Source organism: Polaromonas sp. YR568 (assembly GCF_943369415.1).
Lineage (GTDB): Bacteria > Pseudomonadota > Gammaproteobacteria > Burkholderiales > Burkholderiaceae_C > Polaromonas.
Genome location: NZ_CALRNF020000043.1, coordinates 1 through 15,111 on the forward strand (window position 1 = coordinate 1; position 15,111 = coordinate 15,111).

9 protein-coding genes are annotated in these 15,111 nt (G+C 66.4%); 2 read left to right on the forward strand and 7 right to left on the reverse strand.

Annotated elements, in window-relative coordinates; all coding sequences use genetic code 11:
- Positions 1-547: 547 nt before the first annotated feature.
- Both cphA (ACLV74_RS22030) and cphA (ACLV74_RS22035) read right to left on the reverse strand, forming a co-directional pair.
- Positions 548-3,145 carry a cyanophycin synthetase gene (gene cphA, locus ACLV74_RS22030; protein WP_411881560.1) on the reverse strand — a complete coding sequence of 866 codons (2,598 nt, stop codon included), beginning with the start codon at positions 3,143-3,145 and terminating at the stop codon, positions 548-550.
- Entirely contained in the window at positions 3,145-5,355 is a 2,211-nt protein-coding gene (cphA, locus tag ACLV74_RS22035; RefSeq protein ID WP_411881561.1) for a cyanophycin synthetase, read from the reverse strand. Before cphA (ACLV74_RS22035) ends, cphA (ACLV74_RS22030) begins: the two co-directional genes overlap by 1 nt.
- 330 nt (positions 5,356-5,685) lie before the next feature.
- Here cphA (ACLV74_RS22035) and ACLV74_RS22040 point away from each other — a divergent pair, with 330 nt between their 5' ends.
- Together ACLV74_RS22040 and ACLV74_RS22045 are read left to right on the forward strand one after the other, a co-directional pair.
- On the forward strand, positions 5,686-8,037 hold the full coding sequence (locus tag ACLV74_RS22040) for an ABC transporter ATP-binding protein (RefSeq protein WP_411881562.1): 2,352 nt from the start codon (positions 5,686-5,688) through the stop codon (positions 8,035-8,037).
- Positions 8,038-8,051: 14 nt separating this feature from the next.
- The gene (locus ACLV74_RS22045; RefSeq protein WP_411881563.1) at positions 8,052-8,546 is read left to right on the forward strand and encodes a DUF1854 domain-containing protein; all 495 of its coding nucleotides are present in this window, start codon (positions 8,052-8,054) and stop codon (positions 8,544-8,546) included.
- Between the two features lie 652 nt (positions 8,547-9,198).
- Here ACLV74_RS22045 and ACLV74_RS22050 read toward each other — a convergent pair.
- The 5 genes from ACLV74_RS22050 to uraD all read right to left on the reverse strand — a co-directional run bounded on the left by ACLV74_RS22050 (position 9,199) and on the right by uraD (position 15,111).
- Positions 9,199-9,960: an ABC transporter permease gene (locus ACLV74_RS22050; protein ID WP_411881596.1), complete on the reverse strand. Its 762-nt coding sequence runs from the start codon at positions 9,958-9,960 to the stop codon at positions 9,199-9,201.
- A gap of 2 nt (positions 9,961-9,962) precedes the next feature.
- Entirely contained in the window at positions 9,963-10,784 is an 822-nt protein-coding gene (locus ACLV74_RS22055) for an ABC transporter ATP-binding protein (RefSeq protein ID WP_411881564.1), read from the reverse strand.
- Positions 10,785-10,786: 2 nt separating this feature from the next.
- A complete protein-coding gene (locus ACLV74_RS22060) occupies positions 10,787-11,842 on the reverse strand; it encodes an ABC transporter substrate-binding protein (protein ID WP_411881565.1) in 1,056 nt (351 codons plus the stop codon).
- Positions 11,843-12,043: 201 nt separating this feature from the next.
- On the reverse strand, positions 12,044-13,285 hold the full coding sequence (locus ACLV74_RS22065) for a M20 family metallopeptidase (protein WP_411881566.1): 1,242 nt from the start codon (positions 13,283-13,285) through the stop codon (positions 12,044-12,046).
- A gap of 8 nt (positions 13,286-13,293) precedes the next feature.
- The gene (gene uraD, locus ACLV74_RS22070) at positions 13,294-15,111 is read right to left on the reverse strand and encodes a 2-oxo-4-hydroxy-4-carboxy-5-ureidoimidazoline decarboxylase (RefSeq protein ID WP_411881567.1); all 1,818 of its coding nucleotides are present in this window, start codon (positions 15,109-15,111) and stop codon (positions 13,294-13,296) included.

Consider the following 15,111-nt stretch of genomic DNA (forward strand, 5'->3'; position numbering starts at 1 on the left):
CCCTGGTTGCTGCGTCCCCTGCGCTTCGCTCCGGGGCAACCTGCGGTGCTCGGTCCAGACGGGGTCAAAAACAACTCGCCTGCGGCTCAAACAAGTTTTTGCCCTGATCCGTCTGGCCCTCCGCTCCTCGGCGCATCCACAAGGGGTGGGGACAAGGAATACCAAACAGCCGAAGACAGAAATCCGAATACAAAAAACCACAAGGACTCGCCGTGGCGAGTCCTTGTTTGTATTGGTATTGGTTTTTTGTCTTTGTCTCCGCTCCCGATTGCCCCTTGTGGATGCGCCGAGGAGCGCAGGTTCAGGCGGATCAGGGATCGCGTTGTTTGAGCGAAGCGCAGCGTAGCGAGTTTAGCGAGACCCCGCCTGAGCCGAGCACCGCAGGTTGCCCGTAGCGAAGCGGAGGGACGCAGCAACCAGGGTCGCCTTTTCTTTGCTTACGTTCTTTTGGCGAAGCAAAAGAAAGTAAGTCGCCCGCCGGGGCGAGACCCGGCCAGCAAGCCTACGCAGAGGTCACACGCGCGCAAGCCGGCGCAAGACCCGGCCCTTACTGCGTAACTTTCGCTTCCTTCACCCGAGCAGCCAAATGCTCAAGCGCCTCCTGCACCTGGTCCACCAGGATCAAACAAAGATCCCCGGGAGAGAGCCGTTCGAGCGCAGTATCGATGGCAAGAAACTCCCCCCGTATCTCGTCAATCTGCTGGGTCCGGCGAGCCTGGTGCGCGCCTTCGAGGCCCTCGCGCAGCAAGGCCATGACCTCGCCGTCGGCCCGGCCGCGCTGGGCGGCGTCCTGGTAGAGGATGACGTTGTCGAAGGCGCCGCCCAGGATGATGGTCTGGTCGCGGATGTCGCTGTCGCGGCGGTCGCCGGCGCCGCTGATGACGACGCTGCGGCGCTGGCCGGGTGTGGCGGGCATGGCGTCGACGGCTGCTACCAGGGCGCGCATGGCATCCGGGTTGTGGCCGTAGTCGGCGATCACGGTGGCGCCCTTGTAGTCCATGACGTTGAAGCGGCCGGGCGCGTTGTGCGCGTCGTTGACGAAGCTGGCCAGGCCGCGCTTGATGGTGTCCCAGTTCAGGCCGGCGCCCCAGGCGGCGGCGACGGCGGCCATGACGTTTTCAACCTGGAAGCTGATGGTGCCGCCGCGCGTGACGGGCACGCCTTGCAGCGGGATGCGCTCGACCCAGGCGCCTTCGGCGGCGACCAGCATGGGGCCGTCGATGTAGACGGTGCGCTTGCCTTGCGCGCGGTGCGTGGCCATGAGCGGGTGATGCCGGTCGGCGGCGAAGAAGATGACTTTGCCGGGGCAGGTGGCGGCCATGTCGGCGACGATGGGGTCGGCGGCATTGAGCACGGCATACCCGGTGGTCGAGACGTTCTGCACGATGACGCGCTTGAGCACGGCCAGGTCTTCGACGGTGGTGATGTAGTTCAGGCCCAGGTGGTCGCCGCTGCCGATGTTGGTGACGACGGCGACTTCGCAGCGGTCAAAACCCAGGCCTTCGCGCAGCACGCCGCCGCGGGCGATCTCGAACACGGCCGCATCGACGTCGGGGTGCATGAGCACGTTGCGCGCGCTCTTGGGGCCGCTGCAGTCGCCGCTGTCGGTCTGCCGGCCGTTGATGTAGACGCCGTCGGTATTTGTCATGCCGGTGCGCAGGCCGTCGGCAGCCATCAGGTGGGCGATGAGGCGCGTGGTGGTGGTCTTGCCGTTGGTGCCGGTGACGGCGACCACGGGCACACGCCCGTTGTCGCCCGGGGCGAAGAGCTCGTCGATCATGGCCACGCCGACGGCGCGGCCCTTGCCGTAGGAAGGCGACAAATGCATGCGCAGGCCGGGCGCGGCGTTGACTTCAACGACGCCGCCGTTTTGTGATTCGAGCGGGCGCAGCATGCTTTCGCAGACCACGTCGACGCCGCAGATGTGCAGGCCCACCATCTGCGCGGCGGCCACGGCGCGCGCGGCGACCGCTGGATGCACGTCGTCGGTGACGTCGGTGGCGGTGCCGCCGGTGCTGAGGTTGGCGTTGTTGCGCAGGATGACGCGCCGGCCCTTGGCGGGAATGGATTCGGGCGTGAGGTCCTGCACTTCCAGGCGCGCGACGGCGATGTCGTCAAAGCGGATCTTGGTGAGCGAGGTGGCATGGCCTTCGCCGCGGCGCGGGTCCTGGTTGACGATGTCGACGAGTTCGCGCACGGTGTGCAGGCCGTCGCCCACCACCTGCGGCGGCTCGCGCCGCGAGGCGGCGACCAGCTTGCTGCCGACCACCAGCAGGCGGAAGTCGCTGCCGGGCAAAAATTTCTCGACCATGACTTCGCCGTGTTCGGCGGCGGCCTTGTAGGCGACGTCCAGGTGGTCGCGCGTGACGATGTTGACGGTGACGCCCTTGCCCTGGTTGCCGTCCTGCGGCTTGACGACCACGGGCAGGCCGACCTGCAGCGCGGCGGCCCAGGCGTCGTCGGGGTCGGTGACGGGGCGGCCCAGCGGCACCGGCACGCCGGCGGCGCGCAGCAGTTTTTTGGTGAGGTCCTTGTCCTGCGCGATGGATTCGGCGACGGCGCTGGTGGAGTCGACCTCGGCGGCCTGGATGCGGCGCTGTTTGGAGCCCCAGCCGAACTGCACCATGCTGCCCTTGGTGAGGCGGCGGTAAGGAATGCCGCGCGCCACGGCGGCGTCGACGATGGCGCCGGTGCTGGGGCCCAGGCGCTCGTCTTCGTCGAGGTCGCGCAACTGGGCGATCGCGGCTTCGAGGTCGAAGGCGGTGTCGCGCAGGGCGGCGTGGATCAGCGCCTGCGCGAGTTCAAAGGCCAGGCGGCCGACGGCTTCCTCGCTGTACTCGACGACGACCTGGTAGGTGCCGGCCTCGACGGTGGCGGCGGTGTGGCTGAAGGTGATGGGGCAGCCGGCGGCGGCCTGCAGCTCGAGCGCGGCGGCTTCGAGCACGTGGGCCAGCGAGACGGGGCCGGCATGGCCGGTCTGGCGCAGCGCGCCCATGCCGGGGAAGAGCGCGCGCACGCGCGGCTCGAAGCCGTCCAGGGCGGCGATGTTGCACTCAACCGGTGTGCAGGCGACGATGGCTTCGAGCGCCGTGTGGCGGCTCCAGAGGTTGGGGCCGCGCAGGGCGCGGATGCGGGACACTTCCATTACTCGGCACTCCCGGCGGTTTTAGGGGTGGTTTCAAAGGCTTCCATGCCGGCGCCTATCAGATTCAGTGAGATGCCCAGCGCCCAGGCGGCGCCCACGGCGGCCAGCAGGGCGTCTTCGCTCAGGCCGCGGCGTTCGCGCCAGGCCGACAGCTTGCCCAGGCCGGGCAAAAAGGCCTCGCTGGCGCCGGTGGCCAGCACCACCTGGTCCTGCCGCACATACAGCGCGCGGCCGCCCTGGGCGCAATGCGCGGCGATGGCCGCGGCCTTGGGGTCGGTGCTGTAGAAAATCACTTCGCCGTCGCAGAGCTCGGCCATCTCGGCAATGCGCGCATCGCCGGCATTGAGCACGGCGGCGCCGCCGGGCAGCACCACGTCGACCTGCGAGCGCATGACCTTGTACATCTGGTCGTTTTCGGTGATGTCGAACTCGGCGAGGCCTTGCGCGCCGCCCAGGTCGGTGACCACGCCGACCTGGCATTTGTCGTAAGGAAGGCCGGTGCGCAGGATGGTGTCGGCGCCGTTTTCAAACACGGCAGCCTGGACCGCGCGGTTGATCAGCAGGCGCTGGCCGGCTTCCCAGTTGGCGCAGTCGGAGGCGTCGACGCAGCGCTGGTCGAGGAACAGGCCCGCCTGGCAGGCCAGGCCGGTGTGCCGGCCCGACAGGTGCAGCAGCCAGGCCACGAGCTTGGCGATGCGGTGGTTGCCGCCGGAGCCGGCGATGCCGACGATGGGGATGCGGCCGTCGGGGCCGGTGTCGGCATCGGTGTGCGGGAAGAGGTGGTCGCAGATGGCGCGGCCCACCGGGCGCGGCGCGCCTTCGGCGGGCTTGAGGTGCATCAGCAGGCCGGGGCCGGCGTTGACTTCGACGATGGCGCCGCCCTGCGCGTGCAGCGGGCGCGAGATGTCCTGCGCGACCACGTCGACGCCGGCGATGTCCAGGCCCACGACGCGCGCGGCCAGCGAGACGATGTGGTCGACCTCGGGGTGCACGGCGTCGGTGCAGTCGATGGCGACGTTGCCGTTGCGCTGGATCAGCACTTCACGGCCGGCGGCCGGGATGGCGTCGGGCGCCAGGCCCTGGCGCTGCAGATCAAGAATGATGGCGCCGTCGGTGGCGGTGTTGATGCGGCCCAGCGGGAAGTCCTCACCCACGCCGCGGCGCGGGTCGGTGTTGAGCTGGGCGTCCACGAGCTGCGAGACCGTGGCGCTGCCGTCGCCGGTCACCCAGGCGGCTTCACCGCGCGCGGCGGCGACCACGCGGCCGCCGACCACCAGCAGACGGTATTCGTGGCCGCGCACAAAGCGCTCGACCATGACCTCGCTGCCGTGCCGCGCGGCCACCACGAAGGCGGCCTCGACCTCGGCCCGGGTTTTCAGGTCCAGCGAGACGCCGCGGCCGTGGTTGCCGTCGGTCGGCTTGACGACCACCGGCAGGCCTATGTCTTCGGCCGCTTCCCAGGCTTCTTCGGGCGTGGCCACGATCTGGCCCTCGGGCACTGGAACGCCGCAGGTGGCCAGCAGGCTTTTGGTGAGGTCCTTGTCGTGGGCGATGCCTTCGGCGATCGCGCTGGTGAGATCGGTCTCGGCCGTCCAGATGCGGCGCTGGCTGGCGCCGTAGCCCAGCTGCACCAGGTTGCCGTCGTTCAGGCGGATGTGGGGGATGCGGCGGTCGGTGGCGGCGGCCACGATGGAGGCGGTGCTGGGCCCCAGGTAGCAGTCGTCGACCTTGGCGCGGATTTTCTCGACAGAGGCCTGCACGTCGGCCTTGCCGTAGGGCGTGCCGTTGATGGCGGCCATCAGCAGGCGGTGGCCCTCGGCCAGCGCGGTGCGGGCGACCTGCTCGTCGCGCGCCCGGAAGACCATGCGGTAGACGCCGCGCTGGGTGGTGCTGCGCGTCTGGCCGAAACCGGTGGGCATGTCGGACAGGTTGAGCAGCTCGATGACGACGTGCTCCAGCACGTGGCCGGACCAGGTGCCTTCCAGCAGGCGCTGGATGAAGCCGCCGCGCTCGCCCACGCCGCAGTGGTGTTCGACCAGGGCCGGCAGCAGGGCGACCAGGCGGTCGTTGAAGCCCGGCAGCTCGTTGGAGGGGAAGTCTTCGAGGGTGCCGAGGTCCAGCCAGACCTCCAGCACGGCCCGGTAGGTCCAGATGTTGGGGCCGCGCAGGTAGTTGATGCGCAGCAGCTTGATGTCGTCCTGTGGGCTCATTGTTCGCAACATGGTCGGCAAGGCAGGGCGGCCGCACCCGTCGGTGCGAGGCCCGGCGCCTGGCCGATGATTTTTATGTGAAGCCGGTGAAGGCCCCGGTGGATCCCCGTTTGTCTCTTGCGCTTTGTCGTTGTTTTAATCGCGAACGGGCCGGTCGCCAGGGGGGCCGATACGCCGGTTTCGCCATTTCCAGGGGATTGAAAGGTCAAACACTGTCGTTTCGGGCCGCATTCGGCGAAAATCCCTCTTTCGGGTTCCCCACGCGCGAAGACCAAGACCTGCGAAAACCCGGCCGCGCCAGATGCGGGACGCCAAGAATTCACCAACACAATGCAACACCATCACCCGGCAGACGACTCCAGCCTTACCGACCCCGCTTTGGCGGGGCTTCGCTCACAACTTGCACCCGATGAGAACGTTCTGTGCACCCTGGTGGTTGACCTGGACGGCCAACTTCGTTTTGCCCAGGGCCTGCTGGCCCTGACCGGCCGCCGGCTGCTGGCCCGCAACCCCGCCGGCGAATGGGCCGCCTGGCCCACGCTGGACGCGGCCGGAAACGGCCTGCCGGGCCTGTCGCTGCGCCATTTCGACCATGCCGGCGTGGGCACGCTGGAGCTGCACCAGGGCGGCATTCGCCTGGCCGGATGGCGGTTTACCCTTGGTGCCAACGTGCAGGCCCTGCGCCTGGTGCGGCTGTTTGCCCAGCACCAGGCCCAGGCCGGAAACCAGGCCGGCGGCGAGGCGCTTTTGCCCGACGAAACCGCCCTGTGCCCCGAATGCGACCTGCCGCTGCCGCCGGACAGCGAGGAATGCCCGGCCTGCGCCCGCGAATTGCACACGCCGCCCTCGACCTGGGTGCTGCTGCGGCTCTGGCGTTTTGCCCATCCCTACCGCCACCAGCTGCTGGCCGGGTTTTTGCTGACGCTGGCCTCCACCGCCGCCACGCTGGTGCCGCCCTACCTGACCATCCCGCTGATGGACGACATCCTGATCCCCTTCCAGAACGGCCAGCAGATTGCGCCCGGGAAGGTGGCGGCGCTGCTGGGCGGCCTGCTGGCCGCGGCCGTGCTGGGCTGGGCGCTGAACTGGGCGCGCACCTATTTGCTGGCGCTGGTGTCCGAGCGCATAGGCGCCGACCTGCGCACCGCCACCTTCGACCACCTGCTGGAACTCTCGCTGGACTACTTCGGCGGAAAGCGCACCGGCGACCTGATGTCGCGCATAGGCTCGGAAACCGACCGCATCTGCGTGTTTTTGTCGCTGCACGCGCTGGATTTCGCGACCGACGTGCTGATGATCGTGATGACCGCGGTCATCCTGTTTTCCATCAACCCCTGGCTGGCGGTGGTGACGCTGCTGCCGCTGCCTTTTATCGGCTGGATGATCCACGTGGTGCGCGACAAGCTGCGCACCGGCTTTGAAAAGATAGACCGCGTCTGGTCGGACGTGACCAATGTGCTGGCCGACACGATTCCCGGCATCCGCGTGGTGAAAGCCTTTGCCCAGGAAAAGCGCGAAGCCCAGCGCTTTCGCGAAGTCAACCAGCACAACCTGGCCGTCAACGACAAGCTCAACAAGACCTGGTCGCTGTTCACGCCCACCGTTTCGCTGCTCACCGAGGTGGGGTTGCTGGTGGTCTGGGCCTTCGGCATCTGGCTGGTCTCGAAGCAGCAGATCACCGTCGGTGTGCTGACGGCCTTTATCGCCTACATAGGGCGCTTTTACGGCCGGCTTGATTCCATGAGCCGCATCGTCTCGGTCACGCAAAAGGCCGCGGCCGGCGCCAAGCGCATCTTCGACATCCTGGACCACGTCTCCAACGTGCCGGACACCGCCAACCCGGTGAAGATAGGCCAGCTCGAAGGCCGCATCGACATGAAGAACCTGGGGTTTCGCTACGGCAACCGCTCGGTGATTCGCGGGCTTGATTTGCAGATACGGCCCGGCGAGATGATCGGCCTGGTGGGCCACAGCGGCTCGGGCAAAAGCACGCTGGTCAACCTGATCTGCCGCTTCTACGACGTGAGCGACGGCGCCATCAGCGTGGACGGCACCGACATACGCCGCTTCGGCGTGGCCGACTACCGCCGCAACATCGGCCTGGTGCTGCAGGAGCCCTTCCTCTTTTTCGGCACGATTGCCGAGAACATCGCCTACGGCAAGCCCGGCGCCACGCGCGCCGAGATCGTCGCGGCCGCGCGCGCCGCCCATGCGCATGAATTCATCCTGCGCCTGGCGCAGGGCTACGACTCGCTGGTGGGCGAGCGCGGCCAGGGCCTGTCGGGCGGCGAACGCCAGCGCATCTCGATTGCGCGCGCGCTGCTGATAGACCCGCGCATCCTGATCCTGGACGAAGCCACTTCCTCGGTGGACACTGAGACCGAAAAAGAAATCCAGCGTGCCCTCGACAACCTGGTGCAGGGCCGTACGACGATCGCCATTGCCCACCGCCTCTCGACGTTGCGCAAGGCCGACCGCCTGGTGGTGATGGACCGCGGCCAGGTGGTCGAAGTCGGCCCGCACGACGAACTCATGGCCAGGCAGGGCGCCTACTGGCGGCTCTACGAAGCCCAGGCGCGCCAGGTCGACAGCGAAGAGGGCGGCGAAGAAGACCAGGAACGCCGCATCGCGCTGGCCACCTCGCAGATCGCCCACGCCGCCGAGCACGTCGACAACGCATAAGCCCGGAGCCCTCCATGACTGATTCCATTTCAAAGACTCCCGCCGAACAGGCCCTGCGGCTGGAACGCGACGCCGCCGGCCGCCTGGTGTTCACCGACGCGGCCGGCCATCCGCACACCGGCGTCGTGCCCGTGCGCGCCTTCCCGATTGCCGCGCCCGACGAAGGCGTCTCGCTCGTCAACACCGAAGGCCACGAGGTCGCCTGGATAGACAGCCTGCCGGCCGTGGCGCCCGCTGCCCGCGCGCTGATCGAAGAAGAACTCGCGCTGCGCGACTTTGTGCCCGAGATCACGCGGCTCAAAAGCGTATCGAGCTTCGGCACGCCCAGCGTGTGGACTGTTGAGACTGATCGCGGGGAGACTTCTTTCATCCTGAAGGGTGAAGAGGACATTCGTCGGCTGGCGCGGACGGGCTTGTTGATTGCCGGTAGCCAGGGGGTTCAGTACAGCGTTCGGGATATGACGGCGCTGGATCGGGGGTCGCGGCGGCTGCTGGAGAGGTTTCTCTAGGGCCGGTTCTTGCTCCGGCGGAGTGCCCTCTGCGTGGGTTTGCTGGCCGGGGTCGCCCGGCATGCGACTCACTTTTTTTGCTTCGCCAGAAAAAGTAAGCAAAAAAAGGCGACCCTGGTTCCTGCGTCCCCTGCGCTTCGCTCCGGGGCAACCTGTGGTGCTCGGTCCAGCCGGGGTCAAAAACAACTCGCTTCGCTCAAACAAGTTTTTGCCCTGATCCGTCTGGCCCTCCGCTCCTCGGCGCATCCACAAGGGGCAATCGGGAGCGGGGACAGAAGACAATGAACAATACAAATACCAACAAGGACTCGCCATGGCGAGTCCTTGTTTCTTCAGGTATTCGGTTTTTGTCTTCGGCTGCTTTGTATTTCTTTTCCCCGTTTCCACCCCTTGTGGATGCGCCGAGGAGCGCAGGTTCAGGCGGATCAGGGATCGCGTTGTCTGAGCGAAGCGAGTTTAGCGAGACCCCGCCTGAACCGAGCACCGCAGGTTGCCCGCAGCGAAGCGAAGGGACGCAGCAACCAGGGTCGCCTTTTCTTTTGCTTACTTTTCTTTTGGCGAAGCAAAAGAAAAGTGAGTTGCCGCCGGGCAACCCCCGGCCAGCAAGCCTATACGAAGGGCGAGGCGCGCAAAAGCCGGAGCAAGACCCGGCTTAACGCAACCCTCGATGCGCCCAACCGGTTGTATGCCTCTCCACATAACTGAAAAGCTCATACATCACCATCGCCATCCCACCTATCACCACCAGCCCGGCAAACGCCAGCGCCAACCGTTGCTGCGAAGCCGCGCTTTGCATCAGGTAGCCGATGCCCGAATCGCCGGCGGTCATTTCGGCCAGCACGGTGCCGACGAAAGCCAGCGTGATGGACACCTTGAGCGAGGCAAAAAAGTAGGGCATGGAGCGCGGCATTCCGACTTTGACCAGCACGTCCCAGCGTTTGGCGCCGAGCACGCGCAGCACGTCTTCGAGTTCGGGCTCCAGGGTGGCCAGCCCTGTGGCCATGTTGACGGTGATGGGGAAAAACGAGATCAGGAAGGCCGTCAGGATGCCCGGGCCCACGCCTATGCCGAACCAGACGATGAGGATGGGGACGATGGCGGCCTTGGGCACGGCGTTGAAGGCCACCAGCAAGGGGTAGACCGCCGCATAGGCCAGCCTGGACGAGCCGACCAGAAAACCGAGCAGCACGCCGACGACGATGGAAATCCCGAAGCCCACCATGGTGACCCAGAAGGTTTTCCAGGCGGCTTCGGCAATCGGCCCGGCGAACTCGGTCATGGCCTGGGCGATGGTGAGCGGCGCGGGAAAAATGAACTCGGGTATTGAGAAGCCGCTGCACACGGCCTGCCACAGCGCGACGACCAGCGCCAGCAGCACCCAGGGCGCCCAGCGTTCAAGCTGCTTGTTGTTCATGTTCATGGCGCGGTACCGCCGCGCACCGCGCCTATGTGGCCGCGCAGCTCGTGCACGATGTCGCTGAACTCGCGGGTGTAAGTCACTTCCAGGTCGCGCGGGCGCGGCAGGTCGATGTCGCGTTTGACGACAAAGCGGCCCGGGCTTTTGCTCATCACATACACCGTGTCGGCCAGGAAGACCGACTCGCGCAAATCATGCGTGACCAGGATCACGTTGAAGCGCTGCTCGGTCCAGAGGTCGCGCAGGATGCACCAGAGCTCTTCGCGCGTGAAGGCGTCGAGCGCGCCGAAGGGCTCGTCGAGCAGCAGCATCTTGGGCTCGTGGATCAGCGCGCGGCAGATGCTCGCGCGCTGCTGCATGCCGCCTGAGAGCTGCCAGGGAAATTTGTCTTCATAGCCGGCGAGGCCCACCTTTTGCAGCAGGCGGCGCGCGCGTTCTTCAAACTCCTTGCGCCTGGCCTTGAACTGGCTGCGGTAGGGCTCGACGATTTCGAGCGGCAGCAGCACATTGCCCACCGTGGTGCGCCAGGGCAGCAGCGAAGGCGCCTGGAAGGCCATGCCCGAGATCTTGAGCGGGCCGGTCACGGGCCGGCCGTCGATCAGGATGCGGCCGGCCGAGGGCATCTTCAGGCCGGTGGCCAGCTTCATGAAGGTGGACTTGCCGCAGCCCGAAGGCCCGACGATGGCGATGAATTCGCCCTGCCGCACCTGCAGGTCAATCGCCTCGACGGAAAACTGTTTGCGCGCGAGCAGCTCGTCGTTGTAGGCGAGCCAGACGTCCTGAAAGTCGACGAAATTTTTGTCGGCGGTAGCCAGGGCCATGTTTATTTCTTGGGGACGGGCAGCACGTTGAGTTCGGCCGCCGTCGGCAGGAAACTACCGTTCCACACCACATTCGGGTCCACGCGGGTCTTGGTGCCGAAGGCGTCCGAGACCTGCGAGGCCATCAGCGTGAGGCGGGGCATTTTGACCTGGCCGAAACCTTCGGCGCGCGCGTCGGGGCTGTTGATCACGGTGTCTATCGCCAGGCGCAGGCGGCGTATTTCGAGCGGCACGTTGATGATGCCGTCGCGCGCCTTGACGAATTCAATCGCGGCGGCCGGGTCGGCCACCACGTCTTTCACGCCGTGGGTAAAGGCCTGCAGGAAGGCCTTGACGGCGGCGGGGTTCTCCTTGATGAGTTTGGGCGAGGCGATGACGACGTTGCCGTAATGCTTCACGCCGAAGTCGGCATAGGGCAGCACCACCACGTCCTCGGGCTTGACGCCGCGCGCCTCGAGGTTGATCAGCGAGGTGAAGGTGAAGCCGGTGATGGCGTCCACGTCGCCGCGCGCCAGCATGGTTTCACGCAGCGGCGGGTCCATGGTGACCCATTGGAAGCCGGTGATCTTGTTGGCCTTGGCAAACACCGGGAAGGCGCGGCGGCCGGCGTCGAACACCGGGGCGCCCATTTTTTTGCCGTTCAGGTCGGCCGGGGTTTTGATGCCCGACTTCTTGAGCGCCATGACAGAGGCGGGCGTGTTGTTGTAGACCATCATCACGGCCACCGGCTTGTTGGGCGCGTCGGGGTTGTTGGCGTGGAACTCCATGACCGAGGCGAGGTCGGCAAAACCCATGTCGTAGGTGCCCGAGGCCACGCGCGTGACGGCGCCGCCCGAGCCGTTGCCGGCGTCCACTGTCACGTCCAGCTTGTTGGCCTTGAAGTAGCCCTTGGCCACCGGCGTGAGGAAGAGGGCGGCGGGGCCCTCAAAGCGCCAGTCGAGCTGGAACTTGATGGGGGTGTTCTGCGCGTGGGCGATGCTGAAGGCCGCGGTGGCGGCGAGCAGGGCGGTGGTTTTGGCGAGCTGTGCGGCAAATGGGAATGGCAGGCGGTGTGTCATGGGGTGTCCTGGAACTGGGTGCAAAAGCATGTCGCCCGCCGGGCGGCGGCGCTGGCATGCGTCTGAAAGGGGATTAGCAAAAACAGTGCCGCGCCTGGTGTTGGCGCTTCTTCTGGTCGCGGCGTCCGGCCTATTTTCGGCCAAGTCGCGCCGGGTTCCCCGGCTTTTACCGTTTTTTTGCGTCCGTGATCACCCCGGGATTCAGGCCAGCAGGTCGCGCAGCGTGCGCGCAATCACCTTGGTGGCGCGGCGCAGGTCTTCGAGTTCCAGGCGCTCGTCGGCGCGCTTGGCGTGCGATTCAAGCACGGTGCGCGGGCCGGCGCCGTAGATCACGCCGGGAATGCCGGCTTCGGCGTACAGGCGCACGTCGGTGTACAGCGGCGTGCCCATGGCCGGGATCTTCTGGCCGAAGAGTGCCTCGCCGTGCTTCTGGATGGCCTCGACCAGCGGCTTGTTGCCGGGCAGCGGCCGCATCGAATTGGCCAGCAGCAGGCGCTTGATGTCGACCGTAATGCCCTTGCGTCCGGCGGCGGCATCGGCAATCACCTGGCGGATATTGGCTTCGACTTCCGCGGGGTTCTCTTCGGGGATCATGCGGCGGTCCAGCTTGAACATCACCTTGCCGGGCACCACGTTGGTGTTGGTGCCGCCTTCGATGCGGCCCACGTTGAGGTAGGGGTGTTTGATGCCCTCGACTTTGGACGTGACCTGCTGGTAGAGCGTGTTCTGCGCGTAGAGGGCGTTGAGGATGTGGACCGCGCCCTGCAGCGCGTCGATGCCGGTGTCGGGAATGGCGGCATGCGCCATCTTGCCGTGCACGGTGACTTCCATCTGCAGGCAGCCGTTGTGGGCGGTCACAACTTCGTACGAGAAACCGGCCGCGATCAGCAGGTCGGGTTTGGTCAGGCCGTTTTTGAGCAGCCAGCCCGGGCCCATCTCGCCGCCGAATTCCTCGTCGTAGGTGAAGTGCAGTTCGATAGCGCCCTTGAGCGGCGCGCCCAGCGCCTCGAGCGCGCGCACCGCGAAGGTGAAGCTTGCGAAATCGCATTTGCTGACGGCGGACGCGCGACCGTAGATCTTGCCGTCCGCTATCTCACCGCCGTAGGGGTCGTGGGTCCAGCCCTCGCCGGGCGGCACCACGTCGCCGTGGGCGTTGAGGGCGATGGTTCTGCCTTCTCCCTTGTTGCCATACTGGCGGCGCACGATCAGGTTGGTGATGGACTCCATGCCATAGGCACGCACCTCGGCCTCGGGCACGGGATGTTTTTCAGCTTCGAAGCCGAAGGCCTTGATGAGTTCGGCGGTGCGCTCGGCATGCGGCGCGTTGTTGCCGGGCGGCGTGTCGGTGGGCACGCGTATGAGCTGCTGCAGGAAGGCGGTTTCCTCGTCGAAATGGGCGTCTATCCAGCTGTCCAGCCGGGCGTAATCAGTGGGGAATGTCATTGTGGTGGTCAGGGAGCGAGATGGGTGAGCAGGTGCGTGAAGGCCTGGATCGCAAGCTGGATGTCGTCGCTGGTGCTGCTTTCCAGCGGGTTGTGGCTGATGCCGGAGTTCTGGCCGCGCACGAAGAGCATGGCCTGCGGCATCACCTTGTGCAGCTTCATGGCGTCATGGCCGGCGCCGCTGGGCATGGCATGCAACGGCACGCCCAGCGAATCGACCGCGCGCTCCCAGCGCTGCTGCCAGGCCGGCGCGCTGGGCGCGGCGGCGGCGCGCTCGGTCAGTTCGGTCGTGTAGTGCACGCCGCGGCGTTCACAAATGGTGTTGAGTTCGGCCAGCACGTCGGCCACCAGCGCGTCACGCTGTGCGTCGACGGGGGCGCGCAGGTCCAGCGAGAACAGGCAGCGCCCCGGCACCACGTTGATGGAGCCGTTGGGCACCTGCAGCATGCCGACTGTGCCGACGGAGTCGCCGTCCTGCGCCGCGCGGCGCTCCACGTAGAGCAGCAGCTCGGCCGCCGCGGCGGCCGCGTCGCGGCGCCGGTTCATGGGCGTGGTGCCGGCGTGGCTGGCCATGCCGGTGATTTCGCAGAGGTAGCGCACATTGCCGTTGATGGAGGTCACGATGCCCAGCGGCAAGTCGAGTTCGTTGAGCACCGGGCCCTGCTCGATGTGGACCTCGACAAAGCCGACGTAGTCAGCGGCATTGCGTTTGATCTTTGCAATCTCTTCGGGCTTCAGGCCCGCCTTCAGCATGGCCTCGCGCATGGTGATGCCGTCGGCGTCTTTCTGCTCCAGCCACTCGGGCTTGAAGTCGCCTGTCAGCGCGCCCGAACCGAGGAAGGTGGCCTTGTAGCGCTGGCCTTCCTCTTCGGCAAAGCCCACGACCTCGATGTTGAAGGGCAGGCGCTTGCCCTGGCGGTGCAACTCGCGCACGCAGGCCATGGGCGCGAAGATGCCGAGCCGGCCGTCGTACTTGCCGCCGTTGCGCACGGTGTCGTAGTGGCTGCCGGTGAGGAGGGTCTTTGCTTGAACCGTTCGGGCTGAGCTTGTCGAAGCCGGCCCTTCGACAGGCTCAGGGCGAACGGTACCGGCCCTGTAAACCCCCACCACATTGCCGACGGCGTCGATGTTGACCTCGTCAAAGCCGCAGTCCCGCATGGTGGCGCTGATGTAGGCCGCGCAAGCACGGTGCGCGTCGGTGAGGTAGGTCACCGTGAGCTGGCCTTTTTCAAGGTAGCCCGGGTCGCTGTACTGCGACATGGCTTCATGCCAGTCCCAGACGTCGTTGCCCAGTGAGGGTGTGGCGGCGAACTTGTCGTTGAGCCGCAATTCCACCACGCGGTGGATGTTGCGCAGGTTTTCCTGCAGCTCGAAATCGGGGTGGTTCTGCAGGCGGCGCGCGAAGGTGTCGATGATCTGCTGCCGGCTGAGGCCGGTGCCGCGCGGGCCGCGCACCGCAAGGATGAAGGGGAAGCCGAATTTCGCGTTGTAGTCGGTGTTGAGCTGTTGCAGCGTGGCGAACTCTTCGGGCGTGCAATCGGCCAGGCCGGCCTTGCCCTGTTCGTGGGTCGACTCTGCAGTGAGCGTTTTGCTGACCATGGCCTTGCCGGCGAGCTCGGGGTGGGCTTTGATGAGCTTGACCTGCGCGTCCCTGCCGGCCTGGCGCAGCACCTGCGCCATGGCGTGCTTCAGGTGCGCCAGCGAGCGGAAGGGGCGGGCGTCCAGGGCTTTTTCGGCCACCCAGGGCGAATGCTCGTAGAGGCCGTCGAGCAGTTGCAGCGCCTGGTCGCGCGGCGCGGTGTTGACCTGTTCAAGGGTGATGGCCAT